The sequence below is a fragment of the Endozoicomonas sp. ALE010 genome, assembly GCF_049310165.1.
Lineage (GTDB): Bacteria > Pseudomonadota > Gammaproteobacteria > Pseudomonadales > Endozoicomonadaceae > Endozoicomonas.
Genome location: NZ_JBLYNV010000038.1, coordinates 1 through 24,595, shown reverse-complemented (window position 1 = coordinate 24,595; position 24,595 = coordinate 1). Strand labels below are relative to the sequence as shown.

The 24,595-nt window shown below is 48.3% G+C and carries 19 protein-coding genes and 2 tRNA genes; 3 read left to right on the top strand and 18 right to left on the bottom strand.

The genetic code is table 11. The features are described 5' to 3' along the window. Positions 1–7: 7 nt before the first annotated feature. The 5 genes from hscB to iscR all read right to left on the bottom strand — a co-directional run bounded on the left by hscB (position 8) and on the right by iscR (position 3,408). Positions 8–550 carry a Fe-S protein assembly co-chaperone HscB gene (hscB, locus tag ACO6UY_RS15500; protein ID WP_422490534.1) on the bottom strand — a complete coding sequence of 181 codons (543 nt, stop codon included), beginning with the start codon at positions 548–550 and terminating at the stop codon, positions 8–10. A 178-nt stretch (positions 551–728) separates the two neighbouring features. Beyond that, positions 729–1,064: an iron-sulfur cluster assembly protein IscA gene (gene iscA / locus ACO6UY_RS15495; RefSeq protein ID WP_422448461.1), complete on the bottom strand. Its 336-nt coding sequence runs from the start codon at positions 1,062–1,064 to the stop codon at positions 729–731. A gap of 100 nt (positions 1,065–1,164) precedes the next feature. Then, complete coding sequence (iscU, locus tag ACO6UY_RS15490; protein ID WP_066016291.1) at positions 1,165–1,569, bottom strand: Fe-S cluster assembly scaffold IscU; 405 nt, start codon at positions 1,567–1,569, stop codon at positions 1,165–1,167. Positions 1,570–1,615: 46 nt separating this feature from the next. Then, positions 1,616–2,830: an IscS subfamily cysteine desulfurase gene (locus ACO6UY_RS15485; protein ID WP_422490532.1), complete on the bottom strand. Its 1,215-nt coding sequence runs from the start codon at positions 2,828–2,830 to the stop codon at positions 1,616–1,618. A 107-nt stretch (positions 2,831–2,937) separates the two neighbouring features. Beyond that, entirely contained in the window at positions 2,938–3,408 is a 471-nt protein-coding gene (gene iscR, locus ACO6UY_RS15480; protein WP_269673865.1) for a Fe-S cluster assembly transcriptional regulator IscR, read from the bottom strand. A gap of 450 nt (positions 3,409–3,858) precedes the next feature. Here iscR and ACO6UY_RS15475 point away from each other — a divergent pair, with 450 nt between their 5' ends. After that, positions 3,859–5,823: a hypothetical protein gene (locus tag ACO6UY_RS15475; protein ID WP_422490530.1), complete on the top strand. Its 1,965-nt coding sequence runs from the start codon at positions 3,859–3,861 to the stop codon at positions 5,821–5,823. 93 nt (positions 5,824–5,916) lie between these two features. Here the strand turns inward: ACO6UY_RS15475 and ACO6UY_RS15470 are convergent. The 4 genes from ACO6UY_RS15470 to ACO6UY_RS15455 form a co-directional block, all read right to left on the bottom strand. After that, positions 5,917–5,992: transfer RNA gene (locus tag ACO6UY_RS15470), tRNA-Val, on the bottom strand. Positions 5,993–6,309: 317 nt separating this feature from the next. Then, positions 6,310–7,431 (bottom strand): RNA-guided endonuclease InsQ/TnpB family protein, encoded by a 1,122-nt coding sequence (locus ACO6UY_RS15465; RefSeq protein ID WP_422462245.1) that lies wholly within the window; start codon positions 7,429–7,431, stop codon positions 6,310–6,312. 109 nt (positions 7,432–7,540) lie between these two features. Beyond that, positions 7,541–8,383, bottom strand: a complete 843-nt coding sequence (gene cysE / locus ACO6UY_RS15460) for a serine O-acetyltransferase (protein WP_422490529.1) — start codon at positions 8,381–8,383, stop codon at positions 7,541–7,543. 7 nt (positions 8,384–8,390) lie between these two features. Further along, positions 8,391–9,164 (bottom strand): RNA methyltransferase, encoded by a 774-nt coding sequence (locus ACO6UY_RS15455; RefSeq protein ID WP_422465553.1) that lies wholly within the window; start codon positions 9,162–9,164, stop codon positions 8,391–8,393. Between the two features lie 252 nt (positions 9,165–9,416). On the opposite strand from ACO6UY_RS15455, the gene ACO6UY_RS15450 reads away from it, so the two are divergent. After that, positions 9,417–10,235 (top strand): inositol monophosphatase family protein, encoded by an 819-nt coding sequence (locus ACO6UY_RS15450; protein WP_101746268.1) that lies wholly within the window; start codon positions 9,417–9,419, stop codon positions 10,233–10,235. A gap of 46 nt (positions 10,236–10,281) precedes the next feature. Here the strand turns inward: ACO6UY_RS15450 and ACO6UY_RS15445 are convergent, their stop codons facing one another. The 6 genes from ACO6UY_RS15445 to queA form a co-directional block, all read right to left on the bottom strand. Further along, positions 10,282–12,675 (bottom strand): AAA family ATPase, encoded by a 2,394-nt coding sequence (locus ACO6UY_RS15445; protein ID WP_422448473.1) that lies wholly within the window; start codon positions 12,673–12,675, stop codon positions 10,282–10,284. A gap of 110 nt (positions 12,676–12,785) precedes the next feature. Then, positions 12,786–13,703: a protein translocase subunit SecF gene (gene secF, locus ACO6UY_RS15440; protein WP_101746270.1), complete on the bottom strand. Its 918-nt coding sequence runs from the start codon at positions 13,701–13,703 to the stop codon at positions 12,786–12,788. A gap of 10 nt (positions 13,704–13,713) precedes the next feature. Next, the gene (gene secD, locus ACO6UY_RS15435; protein WP_422448477.1) at positions 13,714–15,582 is read right to left on the bottom strand and encodes a protein translocase subunit SecD; all 1,869 of its coding nucleotides are present in this window, start codon (positions 15,580–15,582) and stop codon (positions 13,714–13,716) included. A 146-nt stretch (positions 15,583–15,728) separates the two neighbouring features. Further along, positions 15,729–16,076: a preprotein translocase subunit YajC gene (yajC, locus tag ACO6UY_RS15430; protein WP_101746272.1), complete on the bottom strand. Its 348-nt coding sequence runs from the start codon at positions 16,074–16,076 to the stop codon at positions 15,729–15,731. Between the two features lie 187 nt (positions 16,077–16,263). Further along, complete coding sequence (gene tgt / locus ACO6UY_RS15425) at positions 16,264–17,397, bottom strand: tRNA guanosine(34) transglycosylase Tgt (RefSeq protein WP_194246433.1); 1,134 nt, start codon at positions 17,395–17,397, stop codon at positions 16,264–16,266. 281 nt (positions 17,398–17,678) lie between these two features. Continuing rightward, on the bottom strand, positions 17,679–18,707 hold the full coding sequence (gene queA, locus ACO6UY_RS15420) for a tRNA preQ1(34) S-adenosylmethionine ribosyltransferase-isomerase QueA (RefSeq protein WP_422449557.1): 1,029 nt from the start codon (positions 18,705–18,707) through the stop codon (positions 17,679–17,681). Positions 18,708–19,035: 328 nt separating this feature from the next. Between queA and ACO6UY_RS15415 the strand changes: the two genes are divergently transcribed. Then, positions 19,036–19,122 (top strand) — tRNA-Leu (locus ACO6UY_RS15415). A 358-nt stretch (positions 19,123–19,480) separates the two neighbouring features. Here ACO6UY_RS15415 and ACO6UY_RS15410 read toward each other — a convergent pair. The 3 genes from ACO6UY_RS15410 to ACO6UY_RS15400 form a co-directional block, all read right to left on the bottom strand. Beyond that, a complete protein-coding gene (locus tag ACO6UY_RS15410; RefSeq protein WP_422462253.1) occupies positions 19,481–20,782 on the bottom strand; it encodes a TniQ family protein in 1,302 nt (433 codons plus the stop codon). Further along, a complete protein-coding gene (locus tag ACO6UY_RS15405) occupies positions 20,779–21,909 on the bottom strand; it encodes a TniB family NTP-binding protein (protein ID WP_422462255.1) in 1,131 nt (376 codons plus the stop codon). Before ACO6UY_RS15405 ends, ACO6UY_RS15410 begins: the two co-directional genes overlap by 4 nt. A 146-nt stretch (positions 21,910–22,055) precedes the next feature. Beyond that, on the bottom strand, positions 22,056–24,491 hold the full coding sequence (locus ACO6UY_RS15400; protein WP_422490528.1) for a hypothetical protein: 2,436 nt from the start codon (positions 24,489–24,491) through the stop codon (positions 22,056–22,058). Positions 24,492–24,595 lie beyond the last annotated feature (104 nt).

Here is a 24,595-nt window from a genome sequence, read left to right as displayed (position 1 = left end):
TTCCTGATTAATCGTCCAACAACTCGGATTCCAGCTGTTCCAGTTCAGCCGCCAGCTTTACCATGAACTGCATCTTTCTGACAACCGTTTCTGCCTGTTCAAGATCCTGCTCTGTTCCAGATGACCAGAAGCCTTCAAACCGCTGAAGATATCGAAGAATATCAGCATCCACCTGACTGGCCAGCCTCTCAATTTCCTGCTCAGGATTTGATGCAGACCTGATATCCGCGACAGCCTCACGCAACTCCATCTGCTCCATCAGAAATCCGGGATCCATAATGGTGTTGCGCTCCATATCAACATCACGGCTTGCCATCTTCAGCAAATAGATCACCCTTGGCAATGGCTGTTTCAGCGTGTCAAAGGCCTCATTAACATGGGAAGCATACTGGATAGAGATACGCTGCTGACGCTCATCATCCCCGGCAAACCGGTCAGGATGAACTGCCCGTTGCAACGCACGGTACTGACTGGACAGGCGTTGCAAGTCAACCTGGCAGGAAACAGGCAACTCAAAAAGCTCAAAATAGTTTTTGGTTAAATCAACCACAATGCAATCTATTCCCAAGTCAGAAATGACAAACCCGGAGCATTCAACAGCAAAAAGGAACACCCCTTAAACAAATAAGGCCCGACCAGTGAGAACCAGCCGGGCCGGAAGGCAGATCAAAAGTGTCAGCCAACTTCTTTAACAGTATTAACGAAGCCGGAAAGCTTCAAAATTACCGTCAGCCAGCATCAGCAACATTAAAGCTTTCACCACAACCACACTCACTGGCAGCATTCGGATTGTTAAACTGCAAACCTTCGTTGAGCCCTTCCTTTACCAGGTCCAGCTCTGTGCCATCCAGGTAAACCAGACTTTTCGGGTCAACAAACACTTTGACTTCGTGATCTTCAAAAACCAGATCATTTTCATCAACTACATCCACAAATTCAAGGACATAGGCCATACCAGAGCATCCCGAAGTACGTACACCCAGCCTTATGCCGAGTCCCTTGCCCCTGCGGGAAAGCTGCCCTTTAATGTGACGGGCAGCCGCAATGGTTACGGTAATTGCCATTTAAAACTCCATCCACTTCCGGGAAACCAAACGATTCCACCGGCTATATTCCTGCACTATTTAAAGACAGCACTTCTGCACATGAATACCCGGAACCGCATCAGGCAGCTGGAGCTGCATCATCATGCTTCTGCTTGGCCCGATAATCATCGATTGCCGCCTTGATGGCATCTTCAGCAAGTACCGAACAGTGAATTTTAACCGGTGGCAGTGCCAGCTCTTCGGCAATATCGGTATTCTTGATGGTTGCCGCTTCATCCAGCGTCTTGCCCTTCATCCACTCGGTTGCCAGAGAACTGGAAGCAATAGCAGAGCCACAACCATAGGTTTTGAAGCGTGCGTCTTCAATAACGCCTTCATCATTAACCTGAATCTGAAGACGCATAACATCTCCACAGGCTGGAGCACCGACCATGCCAGTACCCACGCTTTGAGAATCCTGGTCAAGCTTACCTACGTTGCGTGGATTCTCGTAGTGATCGATAACCTTTTCGCTGTATGCCATTTTTCTCTCCTCTGAAGTTTTGTTTTTGGCAAAACTTCATAAAAAATCAGTGTGCGACCCATTCAACCTGACTGAGGTCAACGCCATCTTTGTACATATCCCATAGCGGTGACAGCTCTCTCAGTTTTGCAACCGCTTCTCTGATCTCTGCTACGGCATGATCCACTTCAGCCTCTGAAGTAAAGCGACCCAGACTGATCCTCAGGGAGCTATGGGCCAGCTCATCACTCAAGCCCAGGGCCCTCAGCACATAAGATGGCTCAAGGCTGGCGGAGGTACATGCTGAGCCAGAGGAGATAGCAAGGTCCTTCAGGGACATCATCAGAGACTCCCCTTCAACAAAGGCAAAGCTGATATTCAAAATCCCCGGAACCCGCTGTTCAAGAGAGCCATTCACATGGACTTCTTCCAGGTCGGACAGCTGGGAAAGCACTCGATCTTTCAACACCGCCAGACGCGCTCTTTCTGAATCCATCTCCGCCGCAGCAATACGGCATGCCTCACCCATACCAACGATCTGGTGAGTGGCCAGAGTACCGGAGCGCATACCCCGCTCATGACCGCCACCGTGCATCTGGGCTTCCAGACGAATTCGGGGCTTGCGGCGCACATAAAGAACACCAATGCCTTTAGGGCCATAGAGTTTATGGGCAGAAATGGACAGCAGATCAACTTTCATCGTTGCCATATTCAGCGGAATTTTGCCGACGCTTTGTGCCGCATCCACATGAAAGACAATCTTGCGTGAACGGGTCAGCTCGCCGATGGCTTCAATATCGTTGATCACACCAATCTCATTATTGACGTGCATCAAACTCACCAGAATGGTGTCATCACGCAGGGCATTTTCCACCATTTCAGGCGTGATCAGGCCATCGCTGTCAGGCTCCAGGTAGGTGACTTCAAACCCTTCCCGCTCCAGCTGACGGCAAGGGTCCAATACTGCCTTATGTTCAATTCGGGAGGTGACAATGTGCTTGCCCTTTTTGCTGTAAAAATGAGCAACACCTTTAATGGCCAGATTATCGGACTCAGTAGCACCGGACGTCCAGACAATCTCTCTTGGATCAGCATGAATAAGATCGGCAACCTGACGACGGGCATCTTCAACAACCTCTTCAGCACGCCAGCCAAAGACATGGGAGCGGGAAGCCGGGTTACCGAAATTACCTTCAAGAGAGAGGCACTGAATCATCTTCTCAGCCACTCGCGGGTCAACCGGCGTTGTTGCGGAATAATCGAGATAAATAGGTAATTTCATCTGGTACATCTCCAGGCGGTCAGTACGCTCAATACCCTTGATTCGCAAAGGGTTAAAATCATCATGCCACTACACACGCATCTTTAAAGCTCTGTAATAAAGATGCCTTACAGGATGGTGTCAGCGGCAATTTTGTTGTCTTGCTGCTCATCCTGACGAATAGCAACACTTTGCACTTCCCTGCGCGCAACAAGATCAGCGAGGCTGATCCCTCCAAGAAACGAATGAATCTGCTCACTCAGGTCCTGCCACAAGTGATGGGTCAGACAGGTTACACCTTTCTGGCAACCGCCTGCTCCCTTGCACTTTGTAGCGTCTACGGACTCATTAACAGCATCGATCACCTGGGCAACATAAATAGCTTCAGTACCACGACTGAGTCGGTAGCCTCCCCCGGGCCCCCGCACACTGCAAACCAGATCACCACGACGGAGCTTGGAGAACAGCTGTTCCAGGTAAGAGAGAGAGATTTCCTGACGATCCGATATGTCTGCGAGAGAAACCGGCCCCTGATCGGAATGAAGTGCCAGATCCAGCATGGCGGTCACCGCATAACGTCCTTTGGTCGTCAATCTCATACAGCATCTCTCTTGCTATTCAGGCAGAGTTATCACTCTTTATCCGTTCATGATCACCTTAAGCCCATGTTTCTTAACTGTGACTCCCCGGACAGCAGAATATTTACAGACTCAAGGCACTTGCGAGGCATTATGAAATACCTTAGCAAAACAGTCAACTATTAGCGATAAAACTTAAACAAATTGTCAAATAAATCGTAGATAAAAAAGATGTTAAAAAGCAGATTCATATATTTTTTCGGCATTTTATAGAAAGCAGTTCCAACTTTCAAAGACACTTTTCCCAGTAGCTGGCACACCACAATTGACCAGCAAACGCCCCTCCTGCTGAGTTAGTTTCACTGACAACAGCGTTAACCGGGGATCTTTTAGAGAAAATACCTGTCTGAAATTGAGACTCCCCCACAAAGGAATCAACCGAGAATCATTATTTACCCAAGGATTGCAACAATGGATACTCAACTCTACACAGCCCTGATCCAAAGCTTTTCTGCACAACTCGAGCAACACCTTTTAGACGATACATATCGACTGGACACAGAAAACACATGCCTGATAAGCAATAGAAGAAAGGTTATCTGCATTGTCAACGAAGAGATTGGCGAACACAAAAACAGCCCACTCAATCTAGCGCTTGCGAAGGCATTTTACGACAAACTCCCTCCACAGATTAAAAGCCTCGCGCAACTCAGGGTTGCACCGCACAACGCCAGCAAATCCCTGGTCAGGCCAGCCAATGATGCAACACTAAAAGAAAAATACCCGACTCCAGGCCCACGAACGGCATCAGCCAATGCATCATCCAGATCTGAAAACCTGCTGACGGATGAACACTACAAAAGACTTAAAAGTCTTCTGGAAAACCAGACAGATAGTGCATACTTTAACGATGATGCCGCAGCCATCACATCGCTGGATGGGCAAATTCACTACATGCCCGGAAAAAACGGTAAGTTCAAAATAGATTTAACCTGCGCCAAACTACCAAATTACAGGGCCATAAAAGAACATTACACTGAATGGGCAACAGCAACATCTGCCGCCCAATGGGACAAATCTGCGTTACGGGGCAAAGATAAGACCTTTCCCAAGAAACATACCAAGGCAACACCTGGTTTATTAAAAGCATCTCTGCCACCCACGCCCTACACAAAATCTCCTGCAACAAAACCCAAAAGCTCACCCATCAAACAAAAGCCCCTTGAACCGCGTGAATATCAAAGCGAAAAAAAACTGACACGACCGACAATGACTGCTGCACAACCCCCTTCAGGGAAGGTGCAATGGCAAATCCAACAATTCCTGGACAATATCGATGCTGAAATTGATCTGATAAACATTCCCGGCCCTGATAATGCTTCTCGCTGGGACCCCGAGACAAAATCACGTATTCGCAGCGCACTCAAAAATACATTTGCTCTCTACCGCGAGCAATTCAAAAGCGGTCAATGGTGCAATACCACTCAAAAACTGCAGAATGATTTAGACAAATTAAAAGAAATGCAAAGAAGCATGTACCATGCAGCCAGATCACCCGACGCAAAACCAGAAGACCTTCCCCTGAAAGGCATTAAAAACAGAGACTATGATTGCCTGCCAATCTCACAAAATCAGTGTGAAATACATAACCAGAATTATCTCTTTTTCGTCACTGCCTACCAGCTTATTGGCGAGGATGCTCTTTGCCCGGAAACACACCCTATACCGAACGAAGAGATTAAAGAAAAACGTAAAATTCAAAAGAGCCTTAGAAATCTTCGTAAGGAACGGGCAGATCTTGAAAGTCTAATAAAACAAACAGCTATCGACAATAAAGAAAAACGTGCCACTATTGAAGACCTAAAAAAGAAAGACCCAGTAGCCCATAAAAAAAAGATAGATGAAAAAGCAGAGTCTATTTTTCTTAATGAACTACTCCTACCGGGACATGAAAAAGATTTAGCCAAGCTGGAAGATAAACTGCATCGTGAGAAAGAAAGAATAAAAGATATAGAAAGCAAAGAACGCGCAAAAGCTATTAACCTGGCCAAGGACTGGAGCAGCTTCTATAAATACCAACTATCAACAAAACAAACAGACAATCGCACCAGACACCTTCCAGAGAAATTTAATAATCCCATTGATCGTGGAAACACTTTCCCTTCATGGTTATTTGGTATTCCAAATGAGCTACACGTAAATTATGACATCATTCCCAAATCATCAATGGCAAAGGTATTGCAACAGAATTGGACGGCTGTCTGTGTCGACCAGAATGCTAAACATTTCTGCACACTGGTAAAACGAACCGATGGATCAATAGCCGAACTCAGTGACAGTTGTGTCAACTCAAAAAGATTTCCAAATGTGCAAGCGATGATTGCGTACTTCATGGACCCAGACTGCAAATTTGGAATACGAATCCAAAAGAATTGAGAATAGACAACGCGAAGTTAAGATTAACAATGCCAATCGTCAAAATGGCTATCGCTGGCTATGCAGGGATATTACTGAGGAAAGATAAAAATCTGGTAGTCGGTACTGGACTTGAACCAGCGACCCCCACCATGTCAAGGTGGTGCTCTACCAACTGAGCTAACCGACTGAAGTGCCGCGCATATTATCAATACTTCTAAAAAATGCAATACCTTTGCCGCAACAATTTCAGCAGAAAATGCTGCGGCAATGTTTCAGGAACTGCTCACGGGACCGGAACAATTATTCTGGAACAAAGCACCACATACCACTTGCCACTCGCGCAAACCAGGAAAAAAGCCCGATCATCACCTGAAAGCCAGTCAGTTTAAATTAACTCACAGCTACGGTAGCGATGAACTGACACTCCCCGCCCTATCGGGCGAGGGTTCTTAGATCGCTCCAAGAACCTTCCTGCTTCAACACGCCTTCCCTAGATAGCGGGTTTTAAGCTGCTACCCCCGTTCCAGTCGCTCCACAGGCCAACCCCGCCAGTCCAGCGGTTTTGATATTCTTTGCTGCGTTTATATCCCTGTCGTGATGGGTTTTGCACTCAGGGCAATCCCATTCACGGATAGACAACGGCAGACTTTCATGGACAAACCCACAGCAGGAGCATCGCTTGGAACTGGGAAAGAATTGGTCTATCTCAACCAGAGCACGACCGGCCCAATCAGACTTGTACTTCAGTTGTCGGACAAACTCTCCCCAGTTGGCATCAGCGATGTGTTTTGCCAGCTTTGGATTTTTGATCATGCCCTTCACATTCAACGATTCAACGCACACAACTTGGTTCTCGTTAATGAGTGTACGGGATGCCTTGTGGGTAGCATCCATCCGGCAGTCGGCTATTTTTGCATGAAGACGGGCAACCTTGAGTTTTGCTTTAGCTCGGTTGTTGCTGCCTTTCTGCTTTTTAGCCAGTTGACGCTGAAGGTAGGCGAGCCTTTGCTCATAGCGTCGGGAGTGACGGGGATTGCCGGATTTTTTACCGTCCGATGTGATGAACAGATCGGTTAAACCTAAATCAATGCCTACTGTCTTGTTGCTGATAGGCATTGGTTTAGCTTCAAACTCACAAAGCATAGAGACAAAGTACCGGCCTGCCCGATCTTTGCTGATGGTGATACTGGAAGGCTCAGAAGCCAGTGGTCGGCTCCAGCGGATATTTAACGGCTCTTTACTTTTGGCGATGAACAGTTGGCCGTTTTTCATGCTGAAAGCAGCCTTTGTCAGCCGCATACTTTGCCTTGATTGTCTTCTTTTGAATTTAGGGTATTTAGCCCTGCCAGCCCAGAAGTTCTTGAAGGCTTCTTGCTGATCCCTGAGTGTTTGTTGCAGGATCACGCTGGAAACGTCAGCCAGAAATGGGAACTCTTTCTTGAGCGACACAAGCCGTTTTTCTGCCTCGGAATGAGAGATAGATTTCTCATCTTGGTAGTAGGCATCAGTACGGAACCGGAGCGTGTTGTTATAGACAAAACGGGAGCAACCAAACGATTGAGCCAGTAGCTTTTCCTGCCCAAGTGTTGGATAGAATCGTTCTTTGTTGGCACGTTTTGTTTTCATACAGAGAATATCACAGAAACGCTAAATACCTGTAAATAACTATAATTTCCGGTTCTGCAAGCCCTCTACGGGCTTGTTGCTTATATCACCGCCCGCATTGGGCGATGCTTTACGCAGATTTGGTAATCTCCTCTTTCACAGGTGCAAAGTCTTCTTTCTTTAACTCTGGCAATGGCCGCACCTTGCACTCAAGACCATGGTCTTTTAACACCTGGCACAAAGTATCAAAGCGGGAATCCACTTCATGGAGATGATCCAGCATAGCCGAGATGGCATGGGCGGTAGGGTCAGGCATTTCAGATGTGACGGCATAGGCATCAAAACCCATTTTCTCCGCCATCTTTTCCGCATTGGCATGACGGCGTTCACCATTGCTATCGGTCACCTCCGACTTCTTCACAATCCTGCCGGGAATACCAACAACGGTTGCCCCCGGCGGAACTGCACGCACAACCACCGCATTTGACCCAACTCTCGCTCCTTCTCCTACCACAAATGGTCCAAGCACTTTTGCGCCAGCTCCCACAACGACGCCATTAGCCAACGTCGGGTGCCGCTTACCCTGGTTCGCCGGATGCTCCTTGCCCTTATTGGGAGAAGTACCTCCCAGCGTCACACCATGATAAAGAGTGACATCATCGTGTATGACCGCCGTTTCTCCAATAACAACCCCCATACCATGATCGATAAAAAAGCGTCGACCAATGGTAGCGCCCGGATGTATCTCAATACCGGTTAACCAGCGATTAAATGTTGACAGCATGCGCCCCAGCCAGAAAAACCCCGACGTCCAGAGTTTGTGCGACACCCTGTGCAGCAATAACGCGTGCAGCCCGGGGTAGTTGGTAACCACCTCGAAGGTGTTCCGTGCCGCCGGATCCCGGTCCATTACTGTTTTAATATCTTCTTTTATTCGCTCAAACATGGTCTGCGCCTGTCTGTTATTATCCATGTCCTGCTCATTCTGTTTCTTTCGTGGCAAGACATCGCTGGGTTTCTGACAGAACCCCCCGAAGAATACTCAGCTCAACACGATCCGGACGAACCCGCCCATAAAGGCGACGCAATTTGGCCATAATCTTCTCGTGGCTGCTGTGATCGAGAAAACCAATCTCCAGCAACACCTGGTACAGATGGTCATAGTAACGCTCCATATCCTCCATATTTGCCAACTCATGACTGCGGGGCTCGGGCATCTCAAGGGTATCAGCACTGAGCAACTGCATCATCCGCAACTCATAACAGAGTACCTGTACCGCCGCCCCCAGATTGAGAGAGCTGAATTCTTCATTGGTTGGGATATGAACCTGCAGATGACAGCGTCGCAACTGATCATTGGTCAGGCCTTTATCTTCCCGGCCAAAAATCAGGGCGACCTTATGGGTCACTGCTTCGTCAATAATACTCCGGGCACATGCTCGGGGGTCCACCAGCGGGAGAGAAACACCTCTTACCCGGGCGCTGGTACCCACCACAAACTGACAATCCGCCAGGGCCTCATCCAATGTTGCACAAACCCTGGCATTTCTCAGGATATCGTCAGCGCCAGAAGCCAGGGCTGTTGCGGTGCCGGATGGAAACTCATCCGGCGCGACCAGACATAACTGGCTTAACCCCATGGTTTTCATGGCACGGGCAGCAGCCCCGATGTTACCGGGATGGGAAGGATTGACCAGTACTATGGAAATGTTCTCGGAAAAATTGTCGAGCACCGCAGGAATCTCTAGCTTCATGTAGTATCAGCCAGTCAGTGTACTCAAATTACGGCCAATGCCAAGCTTATAGTAAAACTACCGACCGGCAGACGCACATACTCCATTGCAAGTTAAAGGGCATCCTGTCAGAATGCGCCCCCACTTTTTCGTGAAAATGTTGCTACCCTCTGAACGACAGTCATTTTCACAGTCCAGGATACAATCGGATCGTTGAATCCGGTACAATTCCATCCCCATACGATCTTTCACATTTCAGATGTAACTAAGCCTATGCAACCGATGGTTAATATGGCGCTGCGTGCAGCACGCCAGGCTGGCGAAATCATAGCCCGCGCCTACAAAGATCTCGACCACGTTAATATCGAATTCAAAAGCCGTAACGACTTTGTAACTGAGGTGGACAAGGCTGCTGAGAAGGCCATTATCGCCTCTCTGAGCAAAACCTACCCTGACCATGGCTTCTACGGTGAAGAAAGCGGACACCGTGAAGGCAAGGGTGAAGGCAAAGATTACCTCTGGATCATCGACCCGCTTGACGGCACCACCAACTTCATCAATGGCATCCCTCATTTTGCGGTTTCCATTGCGGTTCAATACCGCGGACGCCTTGAGCACGCCGTTATTCTCGACCCGCTCAAAGAGGAAGAGTACTGCGCCAGCCGTGGCCACGGTGCCACCCTGAACAGCAAACGCATTCGCGTTGGCAACCGGAGAAATCTGGACGGCGCACTGATCGGTACCGGCATCCCATTCATGCACCCGGGCATCAACCACCTGGACAGCTACCTGAATATGATGAGAACCCTGCTGGGGGATACTGCTGGTATCCGTCGCGCTGGCTCTGCCGCTCTCGACCTGGCCTATGTGGCTGCCGGTCGTCTGGATGCATTCTGGGAAATCGGCCTGCAGGACTACGATATGGCAGCAGGCGTACTGATGATTCAGGAAGCGGGCGGACTGGTTGGTGACTTCAAAGGTGGTCATACCTACATGAAGAACAACCAGATCGTTGCCGGTAACAGCGGCTGCTTCAAAGAAGTACTGAAGCGCATCAGGCCTTTCGTTACCGAAGGTATGTTCCGCTACTAACCCCATTTAGAGTGAGGCTATTTTCCGCCTCACTTCATCCCTTACCTCAGCCAGACCTTCCCTGCCCATGATCAGCAGGCAATATATTTTGCAGTTTCTCCTTACCGATCGTTTTGAACACCAGATCATCGGGAAACAGGCGGGAAAGAAAATCAGCACCACCCTCTTCATGTGCTGTCGCGGTAACGAGCGTGAGTAATTTCCCTCCCTCCAGCCCCTGCAAAGACTGCTTGGTATGAGCATCCAGCACAGACACCATGGCACGGTCATAGAAAGCACCATCGTAGTTAATCATGGTATCAAAATCGTCAATAATCACGACATAATGACAGTCAGGATTGGTCTGATGATTACGCCGCTGTGCAAATACATCATTCAACGGTCTGGTGCGATCCCTGGATTTGACCACATCGGTGGCCGACACATAGCTGCAAAAAGAACCAAACTCATGGTTCGCCAGGGCAGCCAGTGTTGATTTACCACTACCCTGAGGACCTGTAATAAGAATACGCAGGGTAGAGCGGGAATCATCCCGCTTAAAATCAGCCAGTGTCGTCTTAAGCTGACTGACCATTTCTGGTAAATAGCCATCGTACTTGAAGGTTTTCCCCGCCAGGGACATGAAATTACTTTTCCCAAACTGTGGCTGAACCCGGGTAAAAGCCCATTTGAAATCAGCCATGCAGACATCCAATGTCGCTAATTGACTGAGCGCCTGAGGACAGAAAAAAGTGTCGCTCTCTGCCAGCCCCTGCCCCCTGCGCAGAGCCGATTGCATCGCCTTCTCCACCAGGGATCCCAGTTCAGCACCACTGAAGCCGGCGGTATTTTTCGCCAGCTCTTCAAGAGAGACATCCGGATTCAACATCCCGCCATCCGACAGATTCCTGGTCTGGATCTTTAAAATCTGAAGACGCTGGTCGCCTTCTGGCAAATTAAACTTCATCTGCATATCCATGCGCCCGGGGCGCATCACGGCCGGATCAATCAGGTCTGGCCGATTGGTTGTGCCGAAAACAATCAGGCCACTTTGCTCCTCAATTCCATCCAGGCAGGTCAGAAACTGATTAACAACTTTATCCCCGGTGCCATTATCGCCCGCCCTCCCCCTGGCCGGTAGCATCGAATCAATTTCATCAATTAACACCAGACGAATACTCTGTTTATTTTCCGGGTCGTCATCCGAAAAAATCGCTCTGACCCGCTGCTCCGACTCACCAACATATTTGTTAAAAACCTCTGGCCCGGAAATAATCCGGGTCGATACGGTAAAGCCATTTTCCTTGAGTAAGGACTCAATAACCCGAATAAACAGCGTTTTACCCGTACCCGGAGGCCCCGAAAGAATCCCACCCCTGGTCAGTTGACATTTCATGGTATTTTTCAGCTTATCCGGCACTAGTCGTGGACTGATAAACGCATCTATAAACTGTCGAATGGCCTCATTCGCACCACCTATACCGTAAGCTTCACCATTGTAGTCAAACTTTTCGGCAAGCTTCCCGATATTGATAGCCGCGGGAATATCAGTAATGTTCAGTTTTTTTCTTAAACTGGCATTGGCGGTAATGCTTGAAACCCGGGCATCCCTGGCCAGCAGGCCAACAGTCGACTCCCGGACATCGCCAGTGGATCTGAGCGTTACACTGGCCACCAAAAAATGATCACCATCCTTGAATAAATAGGATCGGGAGTCTTGCAGTGGACAACCGGAACGGTGACACATTTGCAGAAATGCCCCTGAAATAGTTTGCCAGGTCTTGGTCACTGGCTCGCGCCCACCGGAGGCCCGGGGAGCACTTTTGGCAGTCGTGAGAAGCTGAATATGGAGCGCCACTGAATCCCAGCAGTCATCAGTGACCACCACCGGCGTTAAATCAATCGTCATCTCAGAGGAAGGAAGTTGGCAATTACTTCTCATCACCTGCGTTAAACAGGCTGTTTCAGGCGCAACATCATTTCGTTTCAATACTTTTACCACCTGGGTGGAACCATTTTTGCCATTCAAACACGCATAGGTAGAATCAAGTGGTGTTCCATTTGCCACAACCACACTGTTCGGTTCTGGCCCGGCAAGCCATTCGTCCCTGTACTTGTCGGTGTTAAATCTGCTGCCACCGGTTTCTTTTGTTGCTGCCTCAGTGCCACCATTCAGTTTTGCCTCAAACCTATCCGACAATATCGGTATGATGCTGTCACGATGCCTGAGACGATCACCACCCTCGCCAGGACAATGCTCAGAACAATGCGCCTGCGGTCGTCCAAACAGTGTTTCCCGATCTTTCATGTATTGTGAATATTGCGAAGCAGAGTCTTGTGAAGGTCTCACAGAGCGGCTATCAAAAGAACCATCTGCCCCTCCACGGGCACCCGAATCTGTTCTGCGATGGCTAACGGTTACATCATGACCACATGGATGAAAATTATTTCCCGTAAACATAGCAACCTCTTTAATTGGTATTTATGGTGCCCTGCCTTGCAAGAAATTTACTATAGACCAAAAAAAAAACCGGCAAAATTGCCGGTTTTTAACCTCTTCAACCCGATGTGTTATGGCATCTGCTCAGAGTCTTCATTTTCCTTCACCGGAACAATCAGATCCTCCCTGCTGATTCTCATGTAGATCAGCATATTGGATGCGATATAGATGGAGGAATAAGTACCCACACCCACACCCACAATCAATGCCAGGGCAAAGTTATGGATCATTTCGCCACCGAACAGGAACAAGGCCAGCAACACCATCAAGGTGGTACCGGAAGTGGCCAAGGTACGCCCCAGGGTCTGGGTCAATGAGACATTGATCACCTCATCGGCATCCCCTTTTCTCAGCTTGCGGAAATTCTCACGGATACGATCATAAACAATAATGGTGTCGTTCAGTGAGTAACCAATCACTGCAAGCAGCGCCGCCATCACCGTCAGGTCAAACTGCAACCCTAACAGGGCAAACAGACCCAGGGTAAAAATCACATCGTGAGCCAGGGACAGAATCGCACCAACGGAAAATTTGAACTGGAAACGGAAAGCAATGTAGAGCGTAATCAGCAACATGGCGAACAGCATACCAAGGCCGCCCTGCTCCCTCAGCCTCTCACCCACCTGGGGCCCGACAAACTCAACGCGCACAGCCTCAACATTGCCGTCATAGTTCTGCCCCAGAAGACCGGCAACTGACGCCCCCATTTTCGGATCATCGCCGGGAATACGAACCAGAATATCCTCGGCCGAACCAAACTCCTGAACGACAACGTTGTCATAACCGGCGGTTGCCAGCTGATCACGGATATCAGCCGTTTTCACCGGTTGATCATACACCAGCTCAATCAGCGTGCCGCCGGTAAAATCCAGCCCCCAGTTAATCCCCTTAACCGCAAGAGCACCAACAGAGCCCAGCATTAACAACAGCGACAACACCGAAGCGTAGGAGCGTAGCCGCATGAAATTGATGACTTTCAAATCATTCACCACTGCCACCTCAAATATACAGTTTCTTCAGGTTACGACCGCCATGGGTCAGGTTGACCAGGCCACGGGTCAGAACAATGGCTGTGAACATAGACGTCAGAATACCGATACACAGGGTGACCGCAAAACCTTTGATTGGCCCGGTTCCCACGGCAAACAGGATGATACCCACCAACAGGGTGGTGATATTACCGTCGAAAATGGACACAAACGCCCGGTCAAAACCGTCATGGATCGCCCGCTGCACCGGCCGACCACCGCGAATCTCTTCCCGAATACGGGAAAAAATCAGCACATTGGCATCCACCGCCATACCCAGCGTCAACACAATACCGGCAATACCCGGCATGGTCAGTGTGGCACCAAACAGACTCATCACCGCCACCAGCAGCACCAGGTTCATGGCCAGGGCAAGGTTCGCCAGCACGCCAAACACCCGGTAAACCACAACCATAAAGATCAGCAGCAGAAACAGACCGATAACGGTGGAATGAATACCCATCTGGATATTCTCCGCACCCAGGCTTGGCCCCACCGTTCTTTCCTCAGCGAAATACATCGGAGCAGCCAGGGAACCCGCTCTCAACAACAACGCCAGCTCAGAAGCTTCGGCAGTGGAGTTCAGGCCGGTAATACGGAACTGATTACCCAACGCACTCTGAATGGTGGCCAGGCTGATAATACTCTCTTCCTGCTGAAAACCCGGGATTGTTTCCTTAACCTGCTGACCGTCGACTGTTTTGGTGACCACTTTGGTCACAGGCTTCTGCTCAATAAAGATAACCGCCATGGCCCGCCCCACGTTATTACGGGTAGCGCGGTTCATGACAGCACCGCCATGACTGTCCAGATTGATATTAACCTGCGGCTGACCGGTCTGGGCATCAAAGTTGGACTGGGCGCTGGACACCTGGTCGCCGGTAATGATGATATCCCGTTCAAGATCCACCGCAGGACGACGGGCATCCCGGAAACTGAACGACTCAGTGCTGGCCCTGGAAGCATTGGGCAGCGCTTCCAGACGGAACTGCAGGTTAGCAGTCTTACCCAGAATACGCTTGGCTTCTGCCGTATCCTGAACGCCGGGCAACTCAACAACGATGCCGTTACGACCCTGACGCTGAACCAATGGCTCGGACACACCCAGCTCATTGACACGGTTACGGACCGTGGTCAGGTTCTGACGCACCGCATAATCTTCAATCTCTTTAATGGCCGTTTCAGAGTAGCGATAGGAAAGTACAGGGCGACCATTAACGTCAGCGTTCTCAACCGTCAAATCAGGAAAATCTGTGTTGATCAGGCGGGCAGCCTGGTCACGGGATGACACGTCATTAAATGCCAGCTGTCGTGCACCATCGGCACGTTCAGGCATGGTGCGATAGCGGAGCTTTTCTTTACGCAGGGACGTTCGAATTTCTGAGGTGGCAATATCCATTTTCAGCTGCAGGGCTTTCGCCGTATCGACCTCCAGCAGGAAGTGAACACCCCCTGACAGGTCAAGCCCGAGCTTCATGGGGTAGGCCCCGATAGCAGTTAACCATTCCGGCGTCGTCTGGGCCAGATTGATGGCGACAATATAGTCATCCCCAAGCGCTTCTTTGATCAGCGATTTTGACAACTGCTGCTGATCAGCACGGTTCAGACGAATCAGCAATGCCTTGTCGTCAAGTTCAACAGACTTGATATCAACATTGGCCGCTGCCAGAGCCTTTTCAGCACGCTGCTGAACACGCTCATCCATCACTCTGGACGAACTGGCACCCGTCACCTGTACTGCCGGGTCTGCGGGGTAAAGATTGGGAAGGGCATAAATAAACCCGAGACCTACGATGACCAGAATCAGCAGGTACTTCCACAATGGATAGCGATTGAGCATGGCTCACCGGTTCCTGATTTAATAGTGATGCGCAATAGCGGCATTGTTATACGGCCTTTACCGGGAAAGTCTTTTCCGGGCTTCAGGCCTATGGCACAGTCCATTTGGTAAAAGAAAGCAGCCAAACAAGGCTGCTTTTCTAAAACTTACTTGATGGCCTTGATGGTACCTTTGGGCAGGGTAGCGGCCACAGAACCTTTCTGGAAGTTCAGTTCCATATTGTCGGCAACCTGCAGGGTCACAAACTCATCCGTTACATTGCTGACTTTGCCAAGAATACCGCCAGTGGTGACCACCTCATCACCCTTGGCCAGACCGGCAATCAGGTTTTTGTGCTCTTTGGCACGCTTGCTCTGGGGGCGCCAGATCAGCAGCCAGAAGATCAGCACAAAACCACCCAGCATGACCAGCTGACCGATCATACCCGGTCCAGCTGCCGCAGCAGCCGCACCACCTTCTGCCGCAGCGTGTGCCTGACTGATGAAAGGAATCATTCCAATACTCCTAATCGTATTATTACCGTTGACGCAGCAATTTACCTGAAAAACAACCAGTCCGGAACCCACCCCTTCGCCGAAAGCGGGCAAAAGCGGTGGCGGAGCCCAATTCCAAAAGCATCAAGCCCAGGACCTTATCCGTATTTACACGAACAGACTGTTAGTTGGGACTATCCAGAAAATATCAACCCCAGTCAGGAACATCCTGACCACGCTTGCGATAGAACTCGGCAACAAACGCTTCCAGCTTACCTTCTTCGATAGCACCTCTCAGACCGGCCATCACCCGCTGGTAATAGCGCAGGTTATGGATGGTGTTCAGCATGGAGCCGAGAATCTCACCACACTTATCCAGATGGTGCAGGTATGAGCGACTGAAATTCTGGCAAGTATAGCAATCACAGTGCTCTTCCAGTGGACGCTCATCCATCTTGTGGGCCGAGTTGCGGATCTTGATCACCCCTTCATCGACAAACAGGTGACCATTGCGGGCGTTACGGGTTGGCATGACACAGTCGAACATATCAACACCACGACGAACCGCCTCAACAATATCCTCCGGCTTGCCAACACCCATCAGGTAACGGGGATGGCTCTCGGGAATTTTATGGGTGATATGGGAGAGAATACGCATCATATCCTCTTTGCTTTCACCCACGGAAAGACCGCCAATGGCATAACCATCAAAGCCAATCTCGGTCAGACCTGCCAGGGACACATCACGCAACTCTTCAAACATGCCCCCCTGGATAATGCCAAACAGGGCAGAAGGACTTTCACCGTGAGCGGCCTTGGAACGAGCCGCCCAACGCAGAGAAAGCTCCATAGAGGTACGCGCCTGCTCTTCATTAGCATCACCCGGCGTACACTCATCAAAAATCATCACGATGTCCGAACCCAGCTCACGCTGAACCTGCATGGAAATCTCCGGGTTCAGGAACACCCTGGAACCATCCACCGGAGACTGGAAAGAAACGCCCTCTTCGGTAATTTTGCGCAACTTGCCCAGGCTGAAAACCTGAAAGCCACCGGAGTCTGTCAGAATCGGACCGTGCCACTGGTTAAAGTCGTGCAGGTCGCCATGCTTCTGAATAATTTCGGTGCCCGGACGCAGCATCAAATGAAAGGTATTACCCAGAATAATTTCTGCACCAATCTCTTTAATGTCCCTTGGCAACATGCCTTTTACCGTGCCATAGGTCCCCACGGGCATAAAGCATGGTGTTTCAACCGTGCCACGGGGAAAAGTCAGCCGACCACGACGGGCTTTGCCATCGGTAGCCAGCTGCTCAAACTGCATAAAGCATTCTCTTGTCATGAATTTTGTATAGCTCTTTCTCTTAAACTACAAAGACACGCCTTCTATTAAACTCGACAGTGTCTAGTACATGGTTTCAATGAGTTTGACGTGTACGATCTCCGTTCACCCTGAGCGCCCTTCGGCTCCGCTCAGGATGCACGGACGAAGGGTGCTTGGCACGATCTATCAGAGTCCGGAGTTTCCGCCTTTAGGCCCTATGGGTCCTTCGATACTTCGACAAGCTCAGCACTCAGGACGAACGGAGTGCGGAGGCACGACAACCCGTCAAACTCATTGAATCAGTCCACCTTACGGGTCAGCAACATGGCATCGCCGTAACTGAAGAAGCGGTACTTTTGCTCAACGGCTTCTTTATAGGCAGCCAGCACATTTTCCCGACCGGCAAAAGCACTGACCAACATTAACAAGGTGGATTGCGGCAGATGAAAATTGGTCACCATCAAATCCACACTGCGAAACTCATAACCCGGATAAATAAAGATGCTGGAATCCCCCTGGAACGGGGCAATCTCACCGGATGCCGAGGCCGACTCAAGGCTGCGCACCGACGTGGTACCCACCGCAACAACACGATTACCCCTGGCACGGGTTTCCCGCACCGCCTGACAGACGGCCTCAGAAACTTCGATATACTCCGCATGCATCACATGGTCTTCAATCTTTTCAACCCGAACCGGCTGATACGTTCCTGAACCCACATGAAGCGTCACAAATACTTTCTTAACGCCTTTGGCCTCAAGACGCGCCAGCAATGCTTCATCAAAATGAAGCCCTGCCGTTGGTGCCGCCACCGCGCCATCCTTTGCCGCAAACACCGTTTGATAACGCAGACGATCACTATCACCATCTTCACGGTCAATATAAGGCGGCAATGGCATGTGGCCGTGTTCCAGCAGCAGCGGTAAAACCGATGTTTCAAACCGGAGAATAAACAGAAAATCCCGACGCCCTTCCACAACAACACGCACCGCGCCATCTGCCAGCAATAACACAGCGCCCGGCTTTGGCGACTTGCTGGCCCTTACCTGGGCCAGCGCCAGATTATCCTCCTCCACTCGCTCAATCAGCACCTCAATTTTGCCACCCGTCTCTTTCTGACCATACAAACGGGCCGGAATCACCCGGGTATTATTCAGCACCAACAGGTCACCGGGCTCAAGCAGACTTTCTATATCAGAAAACTGTTGATGCCTAACCTCACCACTATTACCATCAAGGCACAGAAGGTGGCTGCCGGTACGATCCTCTGCAGGAAACCGGGCAATCTGCTCATCGGGCAGATCAAAATCAAAATCACTGACTTGCATGGACAATCCGGTGGTTAATGTCTTCATTCCCAAAAGCAGCCCACGCCACTTATGGGAAAAAAGCACAGAAAAACCAGTCATATTAAAAAAGCACCGAAGGATACTGCAAAACGAAGGAAGTGTCAGGAGGGCTATCCCATGCCATGTTACGGACTTAACTTACTTTTTTGCTCTCACTGTTCAATAACTGCTTGATCTCAATAATCTCTTTGATATACTTCGCCGCACTTGAGCAACCGCCACTTCGCCAGCCAGACTCAACTCTTCACTCGATGAGAAAAAGTTTTGAAATCAGCGAACAGATAACATAAGCTCAGCAACATCAAATGCCAGTGTGATGGAATTGGTAGACATGACGGATTCAAAATCCGTTGCCTTCACGGGCGTGTCGGTTCGAGTCCGACCACTGGTACCAATGATTAATGTTTTATTCCTTCCTGTCCGTGATCACGGATATTGTCCGTTTGGACAACTTCTCCGACAAATCCTTTTATCTGCACATACGCTTTCCAGAAAAGCGGACATTTTCTTGCTCAGATTCCCTCATAATACTTAGGAAAGCGGACACTTCCTCAGAAAAATTCCCGGACAAGTTTCGGCAAAATAAATTTCCCCAATAACTGCCTGAAAAATACGAAAATTCTGTAAACTTACCAAACGACATAGCCCATGACCGCACAATATGTGCAAGCCATAGCCACGTTAATATCCAGGATTTTTCTTACAGAGAAACAGAAAGGAATTTCAGAAAGGAAATCTTTGAATGGATATTTTTACAGCTTTTCAGTTACCTCTCGCCATATTTCAGTAAACTCCCCAAAGCCAAAATTTTTCAACTCATTTTTCAAGGCTGCCCGCACATAATTATGGGAAGGAAAAACACCGCCATCTAATAAATGCTGACAGGCTTCCTCAACCAACGAAATTTTTCTTTTATTTCGAGCCTTCCGCTGCTTTGCCCGAAGCTCATTATTTTTCGCAACCAGTTCGGCAGTTTTTTCCGGAAAGTGATAACGCAGGTAACTCACCCCAACTTTGAGCTGTTCTGCCACCTGATTCACCGAAATGATCTCGCTGTGATCATTTACAATTTTCGTTAACTGACACTCAACCCAATCGAGCTTGTCAGCATTATCGTATGATTGTCGCCCATCCAGTTCTGCAATTTTCGCATCCGGGTCAATCCGCTTATGGTGAAACAGCAGGTCTGCCGGACTAACCTGCACAGCAACACAAAAATTCAGCAAGGTACTCAATGTCGGTCTGGTTCCACGCTTACCATCAGAAAACCACTGACTGATTGTTGCTTTCGAAAAAGAAAGTAATTGCTCAAGCTTTTTTGTCGAAGTCACACCCAGCCTTGACATCACAACCCGAATGCCATCTCTCAATAACTGTTGAAGTGATACACCCTCTATTACCAGGTGTCGACTAGCCACCAGGTCCAAGAGATATAGCTCCTTTTGTGAAAGTGCCTGCCTGTCATCCTCACCACTCGGTTCACCCAGAAATGAACCGCACTCAGGACAATACCCCACGGGCAAAACGCGCTGAACCATATACTGTCTCGCACCGCAATCTGAACAGCTACTTTTCAGAGTACATTGATGAATGGGGCAAGCTTCCAGACTTTGCAAACTCCAGATTAACGGCTCATACAAAACCTCCCCCGCACTACGCCATTGATACAGACACTCCGGGCACCATTTTTTTGAAGAGTGAAAGAGCCCTTTGCCCATAGAATCCAGCAATGTTTTCCAGGGAGACATGGATAATAACTCTACGCCCCGCTGCCCGGTAAATACTGCCAAAGCACTCACATACACCTCTGCCTTAGGCCGATAGCCGTTCATTGCAGAAAAGCCATAACTTATAAACAGATCATTGGATACCTGCCCCTGCCCGAGAACAGGGTTCAGAAAATGTCTCAGAAAATGATGCGGTGCTTTTCGATGAGCATAGGCCAGCCGAACCAGATAACTCCCCACGGACTCAAACATGTATCCATCACCGGCATCAGCTGGCTCCAAACCAAACAGAACAGTGCGTGGTAATTGTTGAAAGGTTGCCATCATAGTTGCGGCCCCACTGGGTCATGACTGGGTTTGCGCTGCACACCCCTTGACCCCGATTTTTTATGAATTTGTGTTCCCCCACCCAACAGCATGTCTTCGACATCGAACATCGTAACCCTGGAAAAATAATCTTTACCCATCTTGATTTCTGCGGCAACCCGGTTCAATTCCCGGGGATCCATTCTATTATCCATCAGACTTTTAACGCTGACATAATCCCCACCAGATTCAAGCGTTCTGTACAATGTCTTGGTCAACCAGTCCTTCAGAATGCCGATACAGCCACAGCAGCCCAAATGAATTTCACTGACTTTGTCAAACAAAGCATCAGAAAAGCGTATGGGATAGCGCGCAAGCAATCCATCAAGGGCATAAGCAAAATGATCAAGGTCTTTCTGAGAGCCTCTATGATAAGGCCCCAACTCGATAATCTCCGACCGCCTTCCGAGCTGCGCACTGGTTTCACCAAAGCGCAACAGTCGGTAAGTTCCGACCAAGACAATAATACAGCCACTCAAACTTGCCAGGGACTTCAGCAGCTCCATACATTGAAGCGCTTCCAAGGGTGTTCTGCAGGCATCAATAATATGCTGAGCTTCATCAATAATCAGGTACCTCACTTGCCGCTGAAATAGAAAGTTTTGGATGACTTCCACCAAGTCAGAGACCTTGTTATCTTTCAGCAACAACTTCGAAATTTCTTTCTGGCTGACTCCCTCCGAAAATTCCAGAGCGTAGCTCCCGCTATCAATCAAAGCATCACCACCAGTCCTTAAAATACTCTTTAACAACGGATCCCAGGCAAATTTACCGCCAATCGATGCAGGACATTGCACACTAATAACTGGCACCATACGAGGATCATTTTTCATAGACTCCTGGCTTTCTGCCAATTTATCCTCAACAAACTTTCTGGCAGCACAGCTTTTTCCAGCACCTGTTGGCCCAACCATCTCGATAAATTCAACGCCCCCTATTTTTTTAGCCTTCATCAGAAGCTCATCGTAGGCTTGACTCAAGATCTGATGTTTAATCTGCTTATCCGCAAAAAATTCAACCCTGTCCGTGATGGGTAATTGAAGAATGTCATCGCCGAATTTTCGGTTAGGGTGTAAAGTTTTTGCCATTTCAGACCTTCCTTAATCCTTGTAATTGTTAACTTGAAATAAGCGACTATTTCAGGTGAAATAGTTTCTTGATGAAAACTGGATTGATCTTAGCTACTACCAAGCCCAACTCTGATAAAGCACACCTGCAAGGAACGGTAAAACCACTAAAAATCATCGATATCATTGACACCCGGTTCAATACGCAGCGAAGGAACCCTTTTGCCAGTTTTGGATTTTGATGGCTTTGCCATTTCATCTTCCTGCTGTTCTTTAAGCTCCCGTTCTTTGTCAGCAATTTTCCTGTTGATAGGTACAGCGCGTTCAGCCCTTGCCTTCTGTGAATGAAAAGACCGGGTGAAGCTGCTGGCTTCAGTAATTACTGATCGATCAATCCCCGGATAATAGCGATCCTCAACAGCCACTCGTTTACAACGCTTCCAGCCATTCAGGTTGCAATACACATAAGAATCATCTTCAGGATCGATACGTATCTCAACTTCACGCCCCAACCATTCAGGGCTACTGAATAAATCATGCCCATAGTACTTTCCTTTTCTTTCAACACCTTTTACCGGCTGAATAATACGGGTTCGTTTATGTTTATCGTATGGAAGCATCATGATTTGTAAATGCTCATCATTAATATCAATTTTCCGATTATCCCGATCACCGTGAAGAATCAAACTTTCTGCAAGGACATCATCCGGTATCAACATATGAGCAGGATGTTCTGTTTTGTTGTAATGCTCATAAAAATAATCCTCCAGTAACTGCTTCAAAGATTGAAAATCCCAAAGTGCATTTTGAAAAGGATTGACTTTTGACGTTAATTGTCGTGGATTTTTCATAAGCTTTGTATTTCCGGTCAAGCCGTGTATGACTGCTTCATTGAGCTGCTTGAATACACTCTCAACAGCTGAACCACCACGAGGATTACTTTTTCGGCTATGAATCGTCACTGAAAAAAAAGCACACAACTGCTCAAATACGACGCTTTCAAACTCTGCTCCACCATCAACACAAAAAGATTCTGGAAACCGACCATGCCGTTGGATTAATTCCCGAACAACCATCAGTACAGAATAAATTGACGGACTATTCATTGTGAGATAAACAGCGAGTACATCCCGGGAATAAGAATCTGAAGCAACCGTTAACCATGGCTTTGCTGGCTTCATATTTGGAAACTTTAACGCTTGATCAAGTTGTGTGTGATCAATATGGACATATTCATATGCACGGGCGCCCCGTCTGCTCTCAATTACTCCATCACTTGTGGTGATAGGCATCATTGCTTTGAATTTTTTATGACCTTCCCGTTCACGAACTCGTTTACCAAGATCAACCAATTTAATCAAACGTCTCAACCAGCTATAAGAGCCTGATTCAATATGTTCATCCTTACAAAGACGAACATAATCTCGATGAATAGCTGCAACATTCTTATTTTTTGCTGAGAGATATTCTGAATCAATTACATCATTGGCTAGCTCCAGAGACCTACCACCGATGACTCTTTCGCTATTACCCTTTTCCTGATTTTTATCAACTAACTCAGGTAAACCATTGCCTCTGCGAGTAACACCTTCACCATGACGTTGCAAATATCGTCGAATAGTCCGAGTACTGCACCCTAAATATTGTGCAGCCTGATGGCGATTGATATCTCCTGCAATCAACTGATTCAGAGCAGCATGTCGTTTCAAAGCTCTTTTTTGATTATCCTCGCTAGCAGACAGCATAAGCGATGTATGCACATCTTCTTCCTGCTCATAATGAACAACCGATAACTCTCTGGATTGAATGAGACCTCTGACATCCTCTAACTTAAATGGTTTCAATTGAGTCTTTTTTCCCCCAGTAATTTCAACCAACACAGTTTGCTTCACTGGCTCAATAGACTGGAGCAACCACTGTTGCTCCCCATGACGACAAATCATTCCCTTTGAAATGGGAATATTAATCGATGACAAAAATTGAGAATTGTTTGAAGGCTTGGCATCCCTGGTCAATGAATAAACCTGACAACTGGCTTCAGAAGTAAATAACTTGCAGGTTTCCAGATCAGAAAGTAAGTCATTTTCCAAATCAACAAATATCCTTCGACCAGCAACCATTTGCAGAATATTATCTGCCTTTAATTGCGGGTGATGACGCAGAAGTTCACCGATTTCCATGACCGGTGAATTGGTAATAAAATTTATACACTGTTGTTCCATTTCAGTTGGAATATCTTTCTGTTTACTATTTCGCAAGTAATCCATCAGATGACGGATATTAGCCAGAAACCGAGGGTTACAATCAGCATCTGTGAAATAAACGTAACCAATACCAGTCCCGTCGAGCTTCCTCTCCATCACTGGTGAACGAAAGCATTGTTCCTTTTCGTCATAGATATAACGGTCAGGGTATTTCTTACTGAGTTCCAGCAACTCTTCTACTCGTTTACACTCAATAAACTTTACTCCATGTTCTGCAACTCGAAACGCATCCGGGGTATGGCGTATGGACTGATATTTTCCGTCACTCGTTTTAAACGACAGCTGGAAAGTTACAGGCTGATCAAATACCGCCTTTATTTCAGAAACTTTCTCACACATCAACAGATGAGCGCAGCTACTCCCGATGAATACACGTCAGCTGCCACAACCAGAAAACTGACATACTCATAATTTCTGAAAACACAAGAGAACCCTCAACTTTC